The sequence below is a fragment of the Pseudomonas sp. genome, assembly GCF_030696055.1.
Taxonomy (GTDB): Bacteria; Pseudomonadota; Gammaproteobacteria; order Pseudomonadales; family Pseudomonadaceae; genus Aquipseudomonas.
Genome location: NZ_JAUYNP010000194.1, coordinates 1 through 16,874, shown reverse-complemented (window position 1 = coordinate 16,874; position 16,874 = coordinate 1). Strand labels below are relative to the sequence as shown.

At 65.7% G+C, this 16,874-nt stretch carries 14 protein-coding genes and 1 pseudogene; 8 read left to right on the top strand and 7 right to left on the bottom strand.

Going from position 1 to position 16,874, the window contains the following annotated elements; translation table 11 throughout:
• The 7 genes and pseudogenes from Q8Q83_RS11295 to gcvH all read left to right on the top strand — a co-directional run.
• A pseudogene (locus Q8Q83_RS11295) lies at positions 1 to 160 on the top strand (Xaa-Pro aminopeptidase); the annotation flags it as partial.
• A gap of 92 nt (positions 161 to 252) precedes the next feature.
• Positions 253 to 1,437, top strand: a complete 1,185-nt coding sequence (ubiH, locus tag Q8Q83_RS11290; RefSeq protein ID WP_305623757.1) for a 2-octaprenyl-6-methoxyphenyl hydroxylase — start codon at positions 253 to 255, stop codon at positions 1,435 to 1,437.
• A gap of 31 nt (positions 1,438 to 1,468) precedes the next feature.
• Positions 1,469 to 2,686, top strand: a complete 1,218-nt coding sequence (locus Q8Q83_RS11285) for a 2-octaprenyl-3-methyl-6-methoxy-1,4-benzoquinol hydroxylase (protein WP_305623756.1) — start codon at positions 1,469 to 1,471, stop codon at positions 2,684 to 2,686.
• Between the two features lie 102 nt (positions 2,687 to 2,788).
• The gene (locus tag Q8Q83_RS11280; RefSeq protein WP_305623754.1) at positions 2,789 to 3,790 is read left to right on the top strand and encodes an extracellular solute-binding protein; all 1,002 of its coding nucleotides are present in this window, start codon (positions 2,789 to 2,791) and stop codon (positions 3,788 to 3,790) included.
• A 211-nt stretch (positions 3,791 to 4,001) separates the two neighbouring features.
• Positions 4,002 to 5,618 (top strand): iron ABC transporter permease, encoded by a 1,617-nt coding sequence (locus tag Q8Q83_RS11275; RefSeq protein WP_305623752.1) that lies wholly within the window; start codon positions 4,002 to 4,004, stop codon positions 5,616 to 5,618.
• Positions 5,619 to 5,847: 229 nt separating this feature from the next.
• Positions 5,848 to 6,945, top strand: coding sequence for a glycine cleavage system aminomethyltransferase GcvT (gcvT, locus tag Q8Q83_RS11270; RefSeq protein ID WP_305623750.1), 1,098 nt, complete (start codon positions 5,848 to 5,850; stop codon positions 6,943 to 6,945).
• 183 nt (positions 6,946 to 7,128) lie between these two features.
• Positions 7,129 to 7,518 (top strand): glycine cleavage system protein GcvH, encoded by a 390-nt coding sequence (gcvH, locus tag Q8Q83_RS11265; protein ID WP_305623748.1) that lies wholly within the window; start codon positions 7,129 to 7,131, stop codon positions 7,516 to 7,518.
• A gap of 166 nt (positions 7,519 to 7,684) precedes the next feature.
• Here gcvH and Q8Q83_RS11260 read toward each other — a convergent pair whose 3' ends face one another.
• The 4 genes from Q8Q83_RS11260 to Q8Q83_RS11245 all read right to left on the bottom strand — a co-directional run bounded on the left by Q8Q83_RS11260 (position 7,685) and on the right by Q8Q83_RS11245 (position 11,349).
• On the bottom strand, positions 7,685 to 8,302 hold the full coding sequence (locus Q8Q83_RS11260) for an N-acetyltransferase (RefSeq protein ID WP_305623747.1): 618 nt from the start codon (positions 8,300 to 8,302) through the stop codon (positions 7,685 to 7,687).
• Positions 8,299 to 8,748, bottom strand: a complete 450-nt coding sequence (locus tag Q8Q83_RS11255; RefSeq protein ID WP_305623746.1) for an NfeD family protein — start codon at positions 8,746 to 8,748, stop codon at positions 8,299 to 8,301. The genes Q8Q83_RS11260 and Q8Q83_RS11255 overlap by 4 nt, the downstream gene beginning before the upstream one ends.
• A gap of 3 nt (positions 8,749 to 8,751) precedes the next feature.
• Positions 8,752 to 9,672, bottom strand: a complete 921-nt coding sequence (locus tag Q8Q83_RS11250) for an SPFH domain-containing protein (RefSeq protein ID WP_305623744.1) — start codon at positions 9,670 to 9,672, stop codon at positions 8,752 to 8,754.
• 81 nt (positions 9,673 to 9,753) lie between these two features.
• Positions 9,754 to 11,349: a murein L,D-transpeptidase gene (locus Q8Q83_RS11245; RefSeq protein ID WP_305623742.1), complete on the bottom strand. Its 1,596-nt coding sequence runs from the start codon at positions 11,347 to 11,349 to the stop codon at positions 9,754 to 9,756.
• A 119-nt stretch (positions 11,350 to 11,468) separates the two neighbouring features.
• Between Q8Q83_RS11245 and Q8Q83_RS11240 the strand changes: the two genes are divergently transcribed.
• Positions 11,469 to 12,161 (top strand): murein L,D-transpeptidase catalytic domain family protein, encoded by a 693-nt coding sequence (locus tag Q8Q83_RS11240; protein WP_305623741.1) that lies wholly within the window; start codon positions 11,469 to 11,471, stop codon positions 12,159 to 12,161.
• Between the two features lies 1 nt (position 12,162).
• Here the strand turns inward: Q8Q83_RS11240 and Q8Q83_RS11235 are convergent, their stop codons facing one another.
• From Q8Q83_RS11235 to Q8Q83_RS11225, 3 genes are all read right to left on the bottom strand, one after another.
• Positions 12,163 to 13,866: a diguanylate cyclase gene (locus Q8Q83_RS11235; protein ID WP_305623739.1), complete on the bottom strand. Its 1,704-nt coding sequence runs from the start codon at positions 13,864 to 13,866 to the stop codon at positions 12,163 to 12,165.
• A 58-nt stretch (positions 13,867 to 13,924) separates the two neighbouring features.
• On the bottom strand, positions 13,925 to 15,709 hold the full coding sequence (locus Q8Q83_RS11230; protein WP_305623737.1) for a GspE/PulE family protein: 1,785 nt from the start codon (positions 15,707 to 15,709) through the stop codon (positions 13,925 to 13,927).
• 122 nt (positions 15,710 to 15,831) lie between these two features.
• Positions 15,832 to 16,874, bottom strand: a 1,043-nt coding sequence (locus Q8Q83_RS11225; RefSeq protein WP_305623735.1) for an ATP-binding protein, incomplete at its 5' end; no start/stop codon positions are given.

Here is a 16,874-nt window from a genome sequence, read left to right as displayed (position 1 = left end):
CAACCAGGACGTGGCGAAGAAGTGGCGCGGCATCGGCGTGCGCATCGAAGACGATGTGGTGGTGACCAAGAGCGGCTGCGAAGTCCTCACCACCGGCGTGCCGAAGACCGTGGCCGAAATCGAGGCGCTGATGGCCGCCGCCCGTACCGTGGCGGCCTAACCTATGCAGCGGGTGGATATCGCGATTATCGGCGGTGGAATTGAACGGCTCGGTGCCAGCTTGGCGCCTATCTGCTCGGCGAGGCTGATCTGATGGAGCGGGTAGACTTGGCCATTATCGGCGGCGGCCTGGTTGGCGCCAGCCTGGCCGTGGCCCTGCAAGGCGAAGCCAAGCGGCGCGGTTGGCGCATTTGCCTGATCGAGCCATTCACCCCGGGCTCTGGCTACCAGCCCAGCTACGACGCCCGCTCGACCGCGTTGTCGTTCGGCTCGCAGCAGATCTATCAGCGCCTCGGCCTGTGGCAGCGGATCAGTCAGCGCGCCGAGCCGATCCAGCAGATCCATGTGTCCGATCGCGGTCGCTTCGCCGCGGCGCGCTTGAGCGCCGAGGAAGAAGGCGTGCCGGCCCTGGGCTATGTGGTGGAAAACGCCTGGCTCGGCGAGTGCCTGTGGCAGGCCATGGATCAGCAGGTGGTGCACTGGCGCAGCCCAGCCCAGGTAACGCGCCTGCAGGCCTTGGCCGATGGTTATCGGCTAAGTCTGGACGAGGGTGCGACGCTGGAGTGCAGCCTGGCGATTCTCGCCGAAGGCGGTCGCTCCGGTCTGCGCGAGCAACTGGGCATAGACGTCAGCCATCTGCCCTATGGGCAGAGCGCGCTGATCGCCAATATCACCCCGCAAGAGCCCCACGGAGGTCTGGCCTTCGAACGCTTCACCGAAGAAGGGCCGATGGCCCTGCTGCCGCTGGCGGATAACCGCTGCGCCCTGGTGTGGACGCGCAGCACGGAGCAAGCCGAACGCTTGCTGGCATTGGACGAAGGGCGTTTTCTCGATGAGCTGCAGCAGGCCTTCGGCTATCGCCTGGGCAGCCTGCGTCAGGTCGGTACGCGCCATCTCTATCCCCTGGCCCTGACGGCGGCCAAGGAGCAGGTGCGCCAGCATCTGGTGGTGCTCGGCAATGCCGCGCACAGCCTGCACCCGATCGCCGGCCAGGGTTATAACCTGTCGTTGCGTGACACCCAGGTGCTGGCCGAGACCCTGCTCGGCAGCGCCGCGCCACTGGGCGATCTGGCCACCCTGCAGGGTTATCTGCGCAGTCAGCAGCTGGATCAGCAGCTGACGGTGGGCTTCTCCGACCAGGTCACCCGCCTGTTCAGCAGCGGCCAGCCGTTGCTGGCTGCCGGGCGCAACCTCGGCCTGCTCGGCCTGGATCTGTTGCCGCCGGCCAAACGCTGGTTCGCTCGCCAGGCCATGGGCCTGGGCACCCGGCCCCAATAAGGTGCGTCGGGCACACTCTTAAGGAAGCAGGATGAACGCGGATCTGATTATCGTTGGCGCGGGCATGGTCGGTAGCGCCCTGGCGCTGGCGCTGCAGGAACAGGGGCTGGAGATTCTGCTGATCGACGGCGGGCCGCTCAGCGTCAAACCCTTCGATCACAGTGCGCCGTTCGAACCGCGGGTCAGCGCGCTGTCGGTGGCCAGCCAGCGGGTGCTGACCCGCCTCGGCGTGTGGGCTGGCATCGCCGCGCGACGCGCCTGCGCCTATGGCGAGATGCAGGTGTGGGACGGCTCGGGCACCGGGCAGATCCACTTCAGTGCGGCCAGCGTGCATGCCGAGGTACTCGGCCATATAGTCGAGAACCGCGTGGTCCAGGATGCCCTGCTTGAGCGTCTGCACGACAGCGCGGTCGGTCTGTTGGCCAATGCCCGCCTGGAGCGGCTGCGCCGTTCCGGTGACGGCTGGCTGCTGAGCCTGAGCGACGGCCGTGAACTGCGCGCGCCCCTGATAGTTGCCGCCGACGGCGCCAACTCGTCGGTGCGCCGCCTGGCCGGGTGCGCCACCCGCGAATGGGATTATCTGCACCACGCCATAGTCACCAGCGTGCGCTGCGCCAAGCCGCACCAGGCTACCGCCTGGCAGCGCTTTACCGATGACGGCCCGCTGGCCTTTCTGCCTCTGGCCGGGCCGGCGGACGAACACTGGTGCTCGATCGTCTGGTCGGTTACCCCGAGCGAGGCCGAGCGTTTGATGGCGCTGGACGAGGCGGCCTTCTGCCGGGCCCTGGGCTTCGCCTTCGAGCACCGTCTCGGTGAGGTGCTGCATACCGATAAGCGCCTGTGCATCCCGCTGCGCCAGCGTCACGCCAAGCGCTATGTGGAGGACGGCCTGGTGCTGGTCGGCGATGCCGCCCACAGCATCCATCCGCTGGCCGGGCAGGGCGTCAACCTGGGCTTCCTCGACGTGGCGGTGCTGGCCGAGGTGCTGCTGCACGCATTGCAGCGCGGCGAGCGCCTGGGTGACGAGAAGGTGTTGAGTCGTTACGAGCGCCGGCGCATGCCGCACAACCTGGCGATGATGGCGGCCATGGAAGGCTTCGAGCGCCTGTTCCAGGCCGACCCGCTGCCGCTGCGCTGGTTGCGCAATGCCGGGCTCAACTGGGTCGACGAGCTGCCCGAGGCCAAGGCCTTGTTCGTGCGGCAGGCCCTGGGGCTGTCGGGGGACCTGCCGGAGCTGGCGCGGGCCTGACCCTGGCGCCAGTTACAAGCGCCAGGTGATAACTGGTTGAGAAGCTAAATAATATTCACTAGTATTTAGCCTCTCAACTCGTCTACCCAAGGGGCAGTACCCATGCAGCTCAGCAAGCGTTTTTTCGCCGCTCTCACCCTCACTGCGCTGGCTGGCGCGGTCCAGGCCGCCGATGAGGTGGTGGTCTACACCGCGCGTATCGATGAGCTGATCAAGCCGGTATTCGATGCCTACACCGCCAAGACCGGTGTGCCGGTGAAGTTCATCACCGACAAGGAAGCCCCGCTGCTGGCGCGTCTGAAGGCCGAAGGCGAGAACACTCCGGCCGATATGCTGATCACAGTGGATGCCGGCAACCTCTGGCAGGCCGAGCAGGAAGGCGTGCTCAAGCCGCTGCAATCCCAGGTGATCGAGGCCAATATCCCGCCGCAGTATCGTTCCAGCACCGGCGCCTGGACCGGCCTGTCGCTGCGCGCGCGGACCATCGTCTACTCCCCCGAGCGGGTCAAGGCGGGCGAGTTGAGCTCCTACGAAGCCCTGGCGGAGAAGAGCTGGGAAGGCCGCCTGTGCCTGCGCTCCAGCAAGAAGGTCTACAACCAGTCGCTGACCGCCACCCTGATCGAGACCCATGGCGCGGCCAAGACCGAAGAACTCATCAAGGCTTGGGTGAGCAACCTGGCCACCGACGTGTTCGCCGACGATACCGCGCTGATCCAGGCCATAGATGCCGGCCAGTGCGATGTCGGCATGGTCAACACCTACTACTTCGGGCGCCTGCACAAGCAGCAGCCTGACCTGAAGGCCAAGCTGTTCTGGCCTAACCAGAGCGACCGTGGCGTGCACGTCAACCTGTCCGGTGCCGGCGTGACCCAGCATGCGCCGCACGCTGAAGCCGCGCAGAAGCTGCTGGAGTGGATGACCACCGAGGAAGCCCAGGGCCTGTTCGCCAGCCTCAATCAGGAGTTCCCGGCCAACCCGAAAGTCCCTGCTTCCGCCGAAGTGGCGGCCTGGGGCAGCTTCAAGGCCGACGCCATTCCGCTGGAAGTGGCGGGCAAACGCCAGGCCGAAGCCACCATGCTGATGGATCGCGCCGGCTGGAATTGAGGCGGCCGGAGGCCGCCAGCGCAAGCCATAAGCCATTAGCTGCAAGCAAGAGCGAAAGAGCCTTGACGGGCTGCGGGCACCGCCCACCTTGATTCGCTTGCAGCTTGCAGCTTGCAGCTTGCAGCTTGCAGCTTGCAGCTTGCAGCTTGCCGTTATACTCGGCGCCCCGGCTTAGTCCGGGGCGTTGTGTTTTTCGTCTTGAGGATTCTGCGTGGCCCATCCTGCCCAGCGTCGCTGGTATCCCATCGCCTTTGCCGTCGCCCTGTTGGTCTTGCTGCCGCTGAGCGTCCTGCTGTTCAGCTGGCATGAGATCGACCGGCAGATCTGGACGCACCTGTGGCAGACCCAGTTGCCGCGCCTGCTCGGTAATACCCTGGTGCTGGTGCTGGGGGTGGGCGTCGGGGTAACTGGGCTGGGTGTCAGCCTGGCCTGGCTGACCAGCCTCTGCGAGTTCCCCGGCAGGCGCTGGCTGGACTGGGCGCTGATGCTGCCGTTCGCCATTCCGGCTTATGTGCTGGCCTTCGTCTTTGTCGGCCTGCTGGACTTTGCCGGGCCGCTGCAGAGCCTGCTGCGCGACTGGTTCGGCAGCGGGCTGCGGTTGCCGCGGGTGCGCTCCACCGGCGGGGTGATCATAGTCCTGGTGCTGGTGTTCTACCCCTATGTCTACCTGCTCGCGCGTAACGCCTTCCTGGCCCAGGGCAAGGGTTTGATGGAGGCGGCACGGGTGCTCGGCCTGAGCCCCTGGCGGGCGTTCTGGCGGGTGGCCCTGCCGATGGCGCGCCCGGCGGTTGGCGCCGGCCTGGCCTTGGCGATCATGGAAACCCTGGCGGATTTCGGCGCGGTCTCGGTGTTCAACTTCGACACCTTCACCACCGCCATCTACAAGACCTGGTACGGCTTCTACAGCCTGACCAGCGCCACCCAGTTGGCCAGCCTGTTGCTGCTGGCGGTGATGCTGGTGCTCTATGGCGAACGGCGTGCCCGCGGTGCGGTACGCCCGGTCAACGAGCGGCCGCGGGGCAAGGCGCTGTACCACCTCAAGGGTGGCCAGGCGCTGGCGGCCAGTGCCTGGTGCGGCCTGGTGTTCGCCTGCGGCTTCGTGATTCCAGTGCTGCAACTCTTGGTGTGGTTCTGGCAGCGCGGCCGTTTCGATCTGGACGAGCGCTACAGCGCGCTGATCCTGCACACCCTCTACCTGGGCGGCATGGCGGCGCTGATCACCGTCAGCGTGGCCCTGCTGCTGGCCTTCGCCCGGCGCCTGGCGCCGACCCGGCTGATGCGTTCCACCGTCGGCCTGGCCAATCTGGGTTATGCCTTGCCCGGCTCGATGCTGGCGGTGGCGATCATGCTGGCCTTCAGTTACCTGGATCGCGAGCTGGTGATCCCGCTGTCCAGCTGGCTAGGCGGCGCCGGCAAGCCGATCCTGCTCGGCAGCCTGTCGGCCTTGCTGCTGGCCTATCTGGTGCGCTTTATGGCGGTGGCCTATGGGCCCCTGGAAAACAGCCTGGCGCGCATTCGCCCGTCGCTGCCCGAGGCCTCGCGCAGCCTGGGTGTCGCGGGCTTCGGCTTGTTCTTCCGGGTCTATCTGCCGCTGCTGGTGCCCGGCGCGCTGTCGGCGGCGCTGTTGGTGTTTGTCGATGTGCTCAAGGAAATGCCGGCGACCCTGCTGATGCGCCCCTTCGGCTGGGACACCCTGTCGGTGCGGGTGTTCGAGATGACCAGCGAAGGCGAATGGGCGCGCGCCGCGCTGCCGGCCCTGACCCTGGTGCTGGTCGGTTTGCTGCCGGTGATACTGCTGATCCGCCGCTCGGCGCGGCGGCTTGGCTAGGGTGGGCCGCGTAGCGGCGTAACTTACCAGACGAGCGAAAGCTCGCTGCCTGGTAATCGCTGAGTTAAGCCTGCGTCAGTACAGCCAAGACCAGGATGACCCGCCCAGGTGTTGCGGCTACAATGCGCGCCATTCGCAGCGGCCCGTCACCTCGATAGCCCGCGCGGCGCCCCGTTTTAAGGGCTCCGCCGGGTTGCCGCCGCACTGCCCAGCCCGCAAGGAGACACCCATGGGACAGCGCACACCTCTCTATGACCTGCACCTCGCCTTGGGTGCCAAGATGGTCGACTTCGGCGGTTGGGACATGCCGCTGCACTATGGCTCGCAGGTCGAGGAGCACCATCAGGTGCGGCGCGATTGCGGGGTCTTCGATGTGTCGCACATGACAGTGGTGGATGTCAGTGGCAGCCAGGCCAAGGCCTATCTGCAGCATTTGCTGGCCAACGATATCGAGCGCTTGCAGAGCGTCGGCAAGGCCCTATACAGCGGCATGCTGAATGAGCAGGGTGGGGTGGTGGACGACCTGATCGTCTATCTCACCGGCTCTTCTGATGAACAGCCGGGTTACCGGCTGGTGGTCAATGCCTCGACCCGCGACAAGGACCTGGCCTGGATGCGCCTGCAGAGCGCCGACTTCGCCGTCGAGCTGCGCGAACGCAGCGAGCTGGCCATGCTGGCGATCCAGGGGCCGCAGGCGCGCAATAAAACCGCCGAGCTGGTCAGCCAGTCGCGCGCCAGCCTGATCCACAGCCTCAAGCCCTTCGAAGGCCAGCCCGACGGCGACTGGTTTATCGCGCGCACCGGCTATACCGGCGAAGACGGCTTGGAAATCATGCTGCCGGCCTTTGAGGTGGTGGCCTTTCTCAATGAGCTGGTGGGCGCCGGTATCGTGCCCATAGGCCTGGGCGCCCGCGATACCCTGCGCCTGGAAGCCGGGATGAACCTGTACGGCCAGGATATGGACGAGAGCGTCACCCCGCTGGCCGCCAATATGGCCTGGACCATCGCCTGGGAGCCCGCCAGCCGTGGCTTTGTCGGCCGCGCCGCGCTGCAGAAGCAGAAGGCCGAGGGCGTCGCCTCCAAGCTGGTCGGCCTGGTGCTGGAAGAACGTGGTGTGTTGCGCGCCCACCAGGTGGTGCGGGTGGCCGGCGTCGGCGAAGGCGAGATCACCAGCGGCAGCTTCTCCCCGACCCTGGGCAAGTCCATCGCCCTGGCCCGGGTGCCGGCGGCGACCAGCGAGCGCGCCGAGGTGGAGATCCGCGGCAAGTGGTACCCGGTGCGGGTGGTCAAACCCACCTTTGTGCGCAACGGCAAGGCACTGATCTAAGAACTACTGCGGGCTTCGCGCGTGATGCTGCCGAAGCCCGCGCCCCAATGGATCTGGGAAACGCCGCCAGCCTTTGGCTGCGGTTGCACTCGTTATGAGGCAAAGACTTTCTTTCGCTATGGCTAACGCCTGCTAAATTTCCATGACGGCGTGGTCGCCGTCATGCCAGATGAGGAACGACACATGAGCACTATCCCCGCCGATCTGCGTTACGCCGCCAGCCACGAGTGGGCGCGCCTGGAAGCCGATGGCAGCGTTACCGTGGGCATTTCCGATCACGCTCAGGAAGCCCTGGGTGATGTGGTATTTATCGAGTTGCCGGAAGTCGGCAAGAGTCTGAGCGCGGGCCAGGAAGCGGGCGTGGTGGAATCGGTCAAGGCCGCCTCGGATATCTACGCGCCGGTCTCCGGTGAGGTGATAGCGATCAACGAAGGCCTGGCCGACAGCCCGGAAAGCGTCAACAGCGACCCATACGGCAGCTGGTTCTTCAAGCTCAAGCCGAGCGACGCCAGTGAGCTGGACAAGCTGCTCGACGCCGTCGCGTACAAGGCCGCGGCCGACAGCGACGCCTGATCGCCGCCGCTGGGAGTAGGTTGGGCTGAGCTGTGCGAAGCCCAATCAGGCACCAATAGGTAATGACGGTCAAACCATCGCCGTTGGGTTTCGTCGCTGCGCTCCTCAACCCAACCTACGAGGCCACCCGACAAAGGTTCGGCTCCTGGGATATAGCCTTTTCAGCTCAGGCTGGGGATTGCCAACTCTGTAGCAGGTAGTGCTGCTGCAACCCCGGCAGTTGCAGCTGGCCACTCAACTGAAAGCCGTGGCGCCGATATAGCCCGATATTGCGCGCCTCGCCGGTTTCCAGGGCCACCCCGGGGCAAGCCTGTTGCCGGCAGTCGGCCAGGGTCTGCGCCAGCAAGGCGCTGCCGATACCGCGGCCTTGCTGGCCGCTGGCCACACCGATGAACTCGATCAGGGCGAAGTCCGTGGCGCCGAGCTGCCGTTCGAAGTGTTCGAGCAGCAGGTCGAGGCGCTCCAGGCTGGGCGCCCCGCAGTACTCGTGGATGGCCTGGCCGGCCCGCTGCAGGCTGTCCGGGTCGATGGGTTGCCGTCCCGGGTTGTAGTAGCTCACTCCGAGCAACTGGTCGGCCTGCCAGGCCGCCAGAATGGGCAGGCGGTTGGCGCGGTGCAGGTCCTGGTAGATCTGCAGGTAGGCGCGCCTGCGCTGGGCGTAGTCCGAGCGCTGGCTGAACAGATACCAGCCGAGCGTCGGGTCCGTGGCGAAGGCTTGGTCGAGCAGGTCCAGGGCGGCCGCATCCTGCGCCGCGGGCAGCGGCGCAATCTGCTGCGGGCTCATTGGCAGGCCTCGACCTTAAGAATCACCCCGTCCTGGCCGACCACCTTGACCGCGCTGCCGACCGGCAGGTCGGGGCCGCTGACCAGCCACAGCGAGTCGCCGGCCTTGATCTTGCCGCGGCCGTCGAGGATGGCCTCATGCAGGACAAACTGACGGCCTTGCAGTTCGCTGCCGCGCTGGTTCAGCCCGGGTTGATCGGAGGGCTTGGCGGCGCTGCGCTGACGATGCCACCAGAGCACCGCGGTGAGCACCGAGAGCAGGCCGAACAGGATGAACTGCGCGGTCCAGGGCAGTGCAGGGAAGAGGAAGGTCAGCAGGCCCACGCAGGCGCCCGCCAGGCCGATCCACAGCAGGTAGCCGCCGGCGCCGAAGACTTCCAGGATCAGCAGCAGGGTGCCGATGGCCAGCCAGTTCCAGTGCGACAGGTGTTGCAGAGACTCCCACATCGCTTAACCCTTCTTCTCACCGAAGGTGGCTTTGACTATTTCGCTGATGCCGCCGACCGCGCCTATCACCTGGCTGGCTTCCAGCGGCATGAGGATCACCTTGCTGTTATTGGCGCTGGCCAACTGGCCCAAGGCCTCGATGTATTTCTGCGCGACGAAGTAGTTGACCGCCTGCACGTTACCCTTGGCGATGGCCTCGGAAACCATGCGCGTGGCTTCCGCTTCGGCCTGGGCGGCCCGCTCGCGCGCCTCGGCTTCGAGGAAGGCGGCCTGGCGCTGGCCTTCGGCCTTGAGGATGTCGCCCTGTTTCTGCCCTTCGGCGGTGAGGATGGCGGCGGCGCGCAGGCCTTCGGCTTCGAGGATCTGCGCACGCTTGATGCGTTCGGCTTTCATCTGCCCGGACATGGCGGCCATCAGATCGGCGGGCGGGCTGATGTCCTTGATCTCGATGCGGGTGATCTTGATCCCCCAGGGCGCGGTGGCCTCATCCACTGTGCGCAGCAGTTTCTCGTTGATCGCATCGCGCTGGCCGAGCATGGCGTCCAGTTCCATGGAGCCGAGCACGGTGCGGATATTGGTCATCACCAGGTTGCGGATGGCATGTTCGAGGTTGTTCACCTCGTAGGCGGCCTGGGCCGAGTTAATGATCTGGAAGAAGCAGATGGCATCTATCTGCACAGTCGCGTTATCGGCGGTGATCACTTCCTGGGGCGGAATATCCAGCACGTTTTCCATCACGTTAAGCTTGCGTCCGACCTTGTCCATGATCGGCACTATGATGTTCAGGCCCGGCTTCAGGGTGTTGGTGTAGCGGCCGAAGCGCTCCACCGTCCACTCGAAGCCCTGGGGCACGACCTTGAAGCCCATAAAGACGATGGCGACGGCGAGGCCGACGAAGAGAACAATGACACTGCCGATTTCCATGTGCTGCATCTCCATTGAGTGATTGGAATAGTCAGATATCTAAGCACAGTTGCATCGCTGCGGCCCTATCGGACTGCCGCTTTACCGCGTATCCGCCGGCAAGGCCGCGATCAGTCGTGCGTCCCAGCCATAGATGTCGGGGGCGTAACGCAGCTGGCCGGTGTCGCTGGCCTCGACCGTCCAGTAGGCGATCAGCAGGGGCGCGGGGCGTTGCAGCCGGTATTCCTCGGTGGCGCCGGTGGCGATGCGCGCCTGGACGTTTGCCAGTTCCTCAGGCGACAGCAGCCAGGCGAGCAGGCTGTCCACCGCTTCGACCCGTACGCAGCCGGAGCTGAAGGTGCGCGGCGCCTTGTCGAACAGTTGCTGGCTGGGGGTGTCGTGCAGGTAGATCGAGAAGGGGTTGGCGAAGCGCAGGGCCACGCGGCCCAACGGGTTATGGCTGCCGGCGGCCTGGCGTAACTGGATGGCGCCGGGGTAGTCCCAGTCGATGCTCTGCGGGTCGAGGTCGTTGCCGTCCAGGTCGAGCACGCTCAGCTGGTTGAGCTCGAGGTAGGTGGGGTCCTCGCGGATCAGTGGCAGTTTGTCCTCGCGCAGAATGGTCGGCGGTATAGTCCAGGTCGGATTGAGCGTCAGCCGCGCGATGTGCGACGCCAACAATGGGGTCTGCCGCGCAGGGCGGCCGACCTGGGTGCGGGTGCGCCAGAGTTCCTGACCTTGGCGCACCAGCAGCAGTTCGGCGGCGGCCACATTGATCAGCACCTCGGCACTGCGCATATCGTCGGCCAGCCAGCGCAGGCGCTCCAGGTTGGCGCGTAACTGCTCGCGGCGGCTTTGCCCATCCAGATTCAGCTCGGCCAGGCTGGCCGGACCCAGTAGGCCATCGGCCTTGAGCCCATGGTCGGCCTGAAAGCGCTGCAGGGCGGCGACAGTGGCTGGGTCGAAGCGCGGGCCGGGGTCGTCCGCCATTCCAGCCAGGTAGCCCTCGGCCAGCAGCCGGGCGCGCAGTGCCGGCAGCCGTGGGTCCTGGCGTTCGGGGCGCAGCAACGGGCCGGCGGGCAGCGCGTCCCAACGGGCCGGTGGCTGCTGGCGGTGTTGCGCATAGGCGGCGCGCAGGCGTTGGTACTCTGGGGTGCTCGGGCGCGCGCCGATAAAGGCGCGGATGGGGGCGTCCAGGTGCAGCAGGGCCAGCGACAGCGTCGCCCGTTGCGGGTCTGGCCGGGTCAACTCCGCGGCGTGCCACAGCGGTTCCAGCTGTTGCTGCAGCAGGCGGCCGCGGCGCAGATGCAGCAGCGCCTGCAGGTAGCTGTGGCTGGTGAGCAGATCGCCACAGCCGCGCTGCTCGGCGAAAGCATCGGCAGCCAGGCTGGGCAGTGGGTACTCGCGGGGCTGCAGGCCGTCGTCCGCCAGCTGCGCGATCTGCTCGCGCAGCTGCTGCAGCTGCTGCAGCTGCTCCTGACCGTGCCAGGCGGGGCGGCCGTCGCGCAGGCCGTAGAAGCTCCTCAGCAGCTGCAGGGCATGCTCGTCTAGGCTTGCCGGTAGCGGCGCGCACCGCTCGGACAAACGCTCTAGCAGGGGGCGCAAATCCTCGCTGTCGGTGGGGGGAACGTCCAGGGCGCTGGCGACCAGCGGCAGGGCGAGCAGGACGGCGCTCAGGTAGGATGTACATTTATTGAGCAATATACGGCTCCAGCCATTGGCGTGGCGACCCTAAGCAGGGTGCTTCGTGACCAGTATAAGCGGCTCGACATTGGATCTTGTGACAGGACGTCTGGCGAGGCATAGAGGTGGTGGCGCAGATGTTTGGACGTATTGGCTGGCTCTGCCTGGCAGGCTTGTGGTTTTTTTGTGCGCCGCTGTTCGCCGCCAATGCGCAGAAGGATGTGCTGCTGGCCGAGCTGGCGCGCAATGCCCCCGGGCTCAACCCGCAGGCCCTGCGGCATGCCCTGGCGGCCATGCAGTGCGCGGTCAATCATGGCGCCGAGGCGGCCCAGCGGCTGGCCGTGATCGACTATTCGCTGCCTTCCACCGAGCGCCGCCTGTGGATTTTCGATCTGCAGCGCCAACGCCTGTTATTGCGCGACTTCGTCGCCCACGGCCGCCAGTCCGGGGAGAACTTCGCCGCTCGCTTCTCCAATCGCCTGGGCAGCAACCAAAGCAGCCTGGGGCTGTTCCGCACCGCCGAGAGCTACCGTGGCAAGCACGGCTATTCGCTGCGCATGGACGGCCTCGAACCGGGCCTCAACGACCTGGCCCGCGAGCGCGCCATCGTCATTCATGGGGCGGACTATGTAAGCCCGCGTCTGGTCGGCAGCCAGGGTCGCATCGGGCGCAGCCTGGGTTGCCCGGCGGTGCGCCCGGAAGTGGCGCGCCTGGTGGTCGATCAACTCAAGGGCGGGCAATTTCTCTTCGCCTGGCATCCGGATCCGCGTTGGTTGCAGAGTTCGGCCTATCTCAACTGCAAGCCTCAGCAGCTCGCCAGTCTGCGCTGACTCAGGCGCAGTCGGGCGGTGGCCCGCAGACACGGTTGCGGCCGTTCTGCTTGGCTTGGTACAGGTGTTCATCCACGGCGTTGATCAGCTGCTCCAGTTGCGCCTGCTGCTCGCGGGCAATCACCCCGAAGCTGGCACTCAGGGCAATCTTGCCATGGGCGTCCTCTAGCGCCAGTGCGGCGATGGCCTGGCGCAGGCGCTCGGCCAATACCAGTGCGTCCTGCAGGGTGGTCTGCGGCAGCAGCAGGAGAAATTCCTCACCGCCCCAGCGCGCCAGGATATCGCCTGTGCGGCATTGCTGGGTGAGCAGTTGGGCGGTGGCGATCAGGCTGTTATCGCCCATGTCGTGACCATGCTGGTCATTGATGTTCTTGAAATGGTCGAGGTCGAGCATGATCAGGGTCAGTGGTAGCTCATGACGGATGGCTTGGCCCCACAGCGCATTACCCTGTTCGAGGAAGGCCCGGCGGTTGAGCAGGCCGGTTAGCGGGTCGATGCGCGCGAGGGTTTCCGCCTGGCGCCGTGCGCGCTGGTGCTGGCGCATCTGGTAAGCCAGGGCCAGGGCCAGCAGGGTGGCTACCAGCAGGATGCCTATATCCACCGCGCGGTAGGTCAGGGTGGTGAAGGGGATCAGGCCCCATACGCTGAGGTCGGTCAGGGCGGTGCCGAGCATGCCGAACAAGGTGGCGGCGAGAAAATAGCGCGCCGCTGTCTGGCCGCGGCGCAGGCTGACTATGCCCAGTAGCACCATCAGCAGGGAGTAGATCAGCACGCTGGCAAAAGCCACCCAGAGGGCCTGGGCATGCAGGCCTAGGCTGGCGCACAGCACCTGCAGCAGTATCGCGAAAGAGGCGCCGTACATCACCGCACGAGCAAGACGGGGGGTATGGGTGTTGAGGGCGAGAAAATGGCGGGCAAAGTGCAGGCCGAGCCAGGCGATCGCATTCATCAGGAACGGGTTGGCATAGCGCTTGAGGAACAGCGAATCCGGCCACAGCCAGGCGCCGGCATGGCCGGTGTAGGACAGGTTGAGCAGGATAAAGGCGCCGAGGTAGATCGAGTAGTTGAGGTGGTTGCGATCCTTGAGGCCCGCATAGAGCATCAGGTTGTAGGCCAGCAGCGCCAGCAGGAAGCCGTACAGGGCACCGTAGCTGTAGTTGTTGGCCGTGCGCGCCTGCTGCAGTGCGCTATCGCTCAGCAGCTGCACTGGCAGGATCAGCGGGTCGGCCGTGTAGACCTGTGCATAGAGCTCAGAGCGCCCTGGCGGCAACTGTAGCTCCAGCAGATAACCCATACCCGGGGTAGCCTGTAGTAGTCGCCGCCGTCCATCACCGGCGCGCAGTTGCTGCAGGAGGTGGCCATCGCTGAGCAGGTAGACATCCACTTGATCAATCCAGGCCTCGCCCAGCTGCAGGGTGCGCTTGAGCGGCTGCTTGGCGGGATTGTGCAGCGGCAAGTAGATCCAGTGTGGTGGCGTGCCGATGCCGAAGCGTGGCACCGCTTGCTGCGAGGGACGGAATTCGCCTGCCTCCCGGGCCTTGATGGCGGCCTCGAGGCTGATCGGCTCGGCGGTGTCGAGCAGGCTAAGGTGCGAGCCGAGGGGTTGCGCCTGCTCGCCTATTTCCGCCATGGCCTGGGGTGACAGGCACAGCAACAGCCAGACACACCAGATGGGCCAGTGCAGGCGGAGTGGACTCGCGCTCATTGCATACTCGATCACTTTTGCCGCTAGTCTAGCCGAGTGCTGGCACTTTGCCTGTCCCTCAGCGCTGCTCGCTCTGCGGGGTGACCCGCAGCACTTCCTCTATGGTGGTCAGGCCCGCGGCGACTTTCTGCGCGCCGGACAGGCGCAGGCTGCGCATGCCTTCCTTGAAGGCGTGGCGGCGCAGGGCGGTGAGGTCGGTGTCGGCGCTGATCAGCGGTTTCATCGCATCGTTGATCAGCATGATCTCGTAGACCCCGGCGCGCCCGCGGTAGCCGGTGTCGCGGCATTCCAGGCAGCCCACGGCGCGCTGGGCGCCGCTCGGCAGCGGCGCGTTCCAGGGTTTGGTCAGGCTCTGCCAGTCCTCTTCGTTCAGCGCCTGCGGCGCCTTGCAGTGCGGGCACAGGGTGCGCACCAGGCGCTGGGCCATGACCCCGAGCAGGGTGGCCTTGAGCAGGTAATGCGGCACGCCCAGTTCCAGCAGGCGGGTGATGGCGCTGGGCGCGTCGTTGGTGTGCAGGGTGGACAGCACCAGGTGGCCGGTCAGAGCCGCCTGGATCGCCATCTCGGCGGTTTCCAGGTCGCGGATTTCGCCGACCATGATGATGTCCGGGTCCTGGCGCATCAGGGCGCGCACGCCGCTGGCGAAGGTCAGGTCGATATTGCTCTGCACCTGCATCTGGTTGAAGGCGCCTTCGATCTGCTCGCTCGGGTCTTCGATGGTGCAGACGTTGACCTCCGGCGTCGCCAGCTGCTTGAGGGTGGTGTACAGGGTGGTGGTCTTGCCCGAACCGGTCGGCCCGGTGACCAGGATGATGCCGTTGGGCTGGCCGGTCATGCTCTGCCAGCGCCTCAGGTCGTCGGGGGAGAAGCCCAGCTGGTCGAAGCTCTTGAGCAGCACTTCCGGGTCGAAGATGCGCATCACCATCTTCTCGCCAAAGGCGGTGGGCAGGGTCGACAGGCGCAGCTCCACTTCGCCGCCTTCCGGGGTCTTGGTCTTGACCCGGCCGTCCTGGGGTTTGCGCTTCTCCGCGACGTTCATCCGCCCCAGGCTCTTCAGGCGGCTGACCACCGCCATGGTCACCTGCGGCGGGAACTGATAGACGGTGTGCAGCACGCCGTCGATGCGAAAGCGCACGCTGCCCTGCTCGCGGCGTGGCTCGATATGAATATCGCTGGCGCGCTGCTGGAAGGCGTACTGGAACAGCCAGTCGACGATATTGATGATATGCGCGTCGTTGGCGTCCGGTTCCTGGTCCTGGGCGCCGAGGTTGAGCAGCTGCTCGAAGTTGCCGACTCCGCTGATCTTCTGGTCGCTGGCGCTGGCGCCGCTGACCGACTTGGCCAGGCGGTAGAACTCCACCGTCAGGCGCTGGATATCCACCGGGTTGGCCACCACCCGTTTGATCGGGCGCTTGAGCACGTGCACCAGGTTGGCTTCCCAGCTGTGCACCAGCGGCTGGGCGCTGGCGATGGTGACGCTGTCGCTGTCCACCGCCACGGCGAGGATCTTGTGGCGCTGGGCGAAGGCGTAGGACATCAGCGGGGTGACGGCGGCGACATCGATCTTCAACGGGTCGATGCGCAGATAGGGCTGGCCGCAATGGGCGGCCAGCCAGACGGTCAGGCTTTCCAGGTCGAGTTTCTTGCCCGGCCGATTCAGGTCGTCCAGCTGCTGCGCGGCGAGAAATTCCAGGGGATGCTGCTGGCTGTTCAGCGAGCTGCGGCGGATCGTCAGGCACTGCTCGGCGCTGTCCTGGGCGACGCGGCCCTGGGTGACCAGCTCGCGCAGCAGGTCGCTGAGCTCCAGTGGGCGATCGTGGTCGGTTGCAGCAAAGGCGGGCATGCGGGCTCCTCGGTCTTTCTTGGCCTACAGCATGCCCGAAACTGGCGCTGCGGGTGAAGCGCCAAGCGTGACCGGGCGCACGGCCTGCTAGTGCCGGCGAGTCGGCAGCGCCCCGCCAGGGGTCATTCCTGGGGCGCGGGCTGGCGGATCGGCAGTTCCATGCGGAAGGTGGTGCCCACCCCCACTTCGCTGTGCGCCGTGAGCGTGCCGTTATGCTTTTGTACTATGCCGTAGGAGAGCGACAAGCCGAGCCCTGTGCCCTGGCCTATGGGCTTGGTGGTGAAGAAGGGGTCGAAGATCCGCGGCAGGATGTCCGGGGCGATGCCCAGGCCGGTATCCGCCACCTCTAGCCAGACCCGCTGATCCACCGTGCCGGTGCGAATGCTGATGCGGCCGCGCTCGGCTCCCATCGCCTGGGCGGCGTTGACCAGCAGGTTCAAAATCACCTGGTTGAGTTGCGCCGGCAGGCATTCGATCTGGGCAATGCCGCCGTATTCCTTGACCACCTCGGCCTTGTACTTGAGTTCGCTGGCGACGATATTGAGGGTCGAGTCGATGCCCTGCTCCAGGTTGGCCAACTGCCATTCCTGGCTCGAGTCGACCCGCGAGAAATCCTTCAGATCCGCGACTATCTGCTGTACCCGGGCGATGCCTTGCTTGGACTCGCGCATCAGCTGCGGTATGTCTTCCTTGAGGAAGTCGAGTTCCACGCGCTCACGCAAGCGTTTCAGCTTGGCCGCGACCTCAGTCGTGCCCACGGTCTGTTCCACGGCCTCGTAGGCCGTCAGCATCTCCAGCAACCCGGCGTAATAACCCTCGAGCGTGCCGAAGTTGGAGGAGACGTAGCCGAGCGGATTATTGATCTCATGGGCGACGCCCGCGGCCAGTTGGCCAATGGAGGCCAGCTTTTCGGTTTGCACCAGCTGGCTCTGCAGCTGTTTGCGCTCGACTATTTCCACTTTCAGCGCTTCGCTGGCCTGCTTGATCTCAACCGTTCGCTCCTGAACCTTCTCCTCGAGCTCGCTCATCTGCACCGCCAGCTGCTGGGTCATGTCCCACTTGGCCGTGAGCGCATTGGCCAGTTGGCAGACTTCGATATTGTCGAAGGGCTTCTTCAGGATCAGCAGCCGGTCGCGGGTGTCGAGGCGGTCCAGCACCTCTTCCC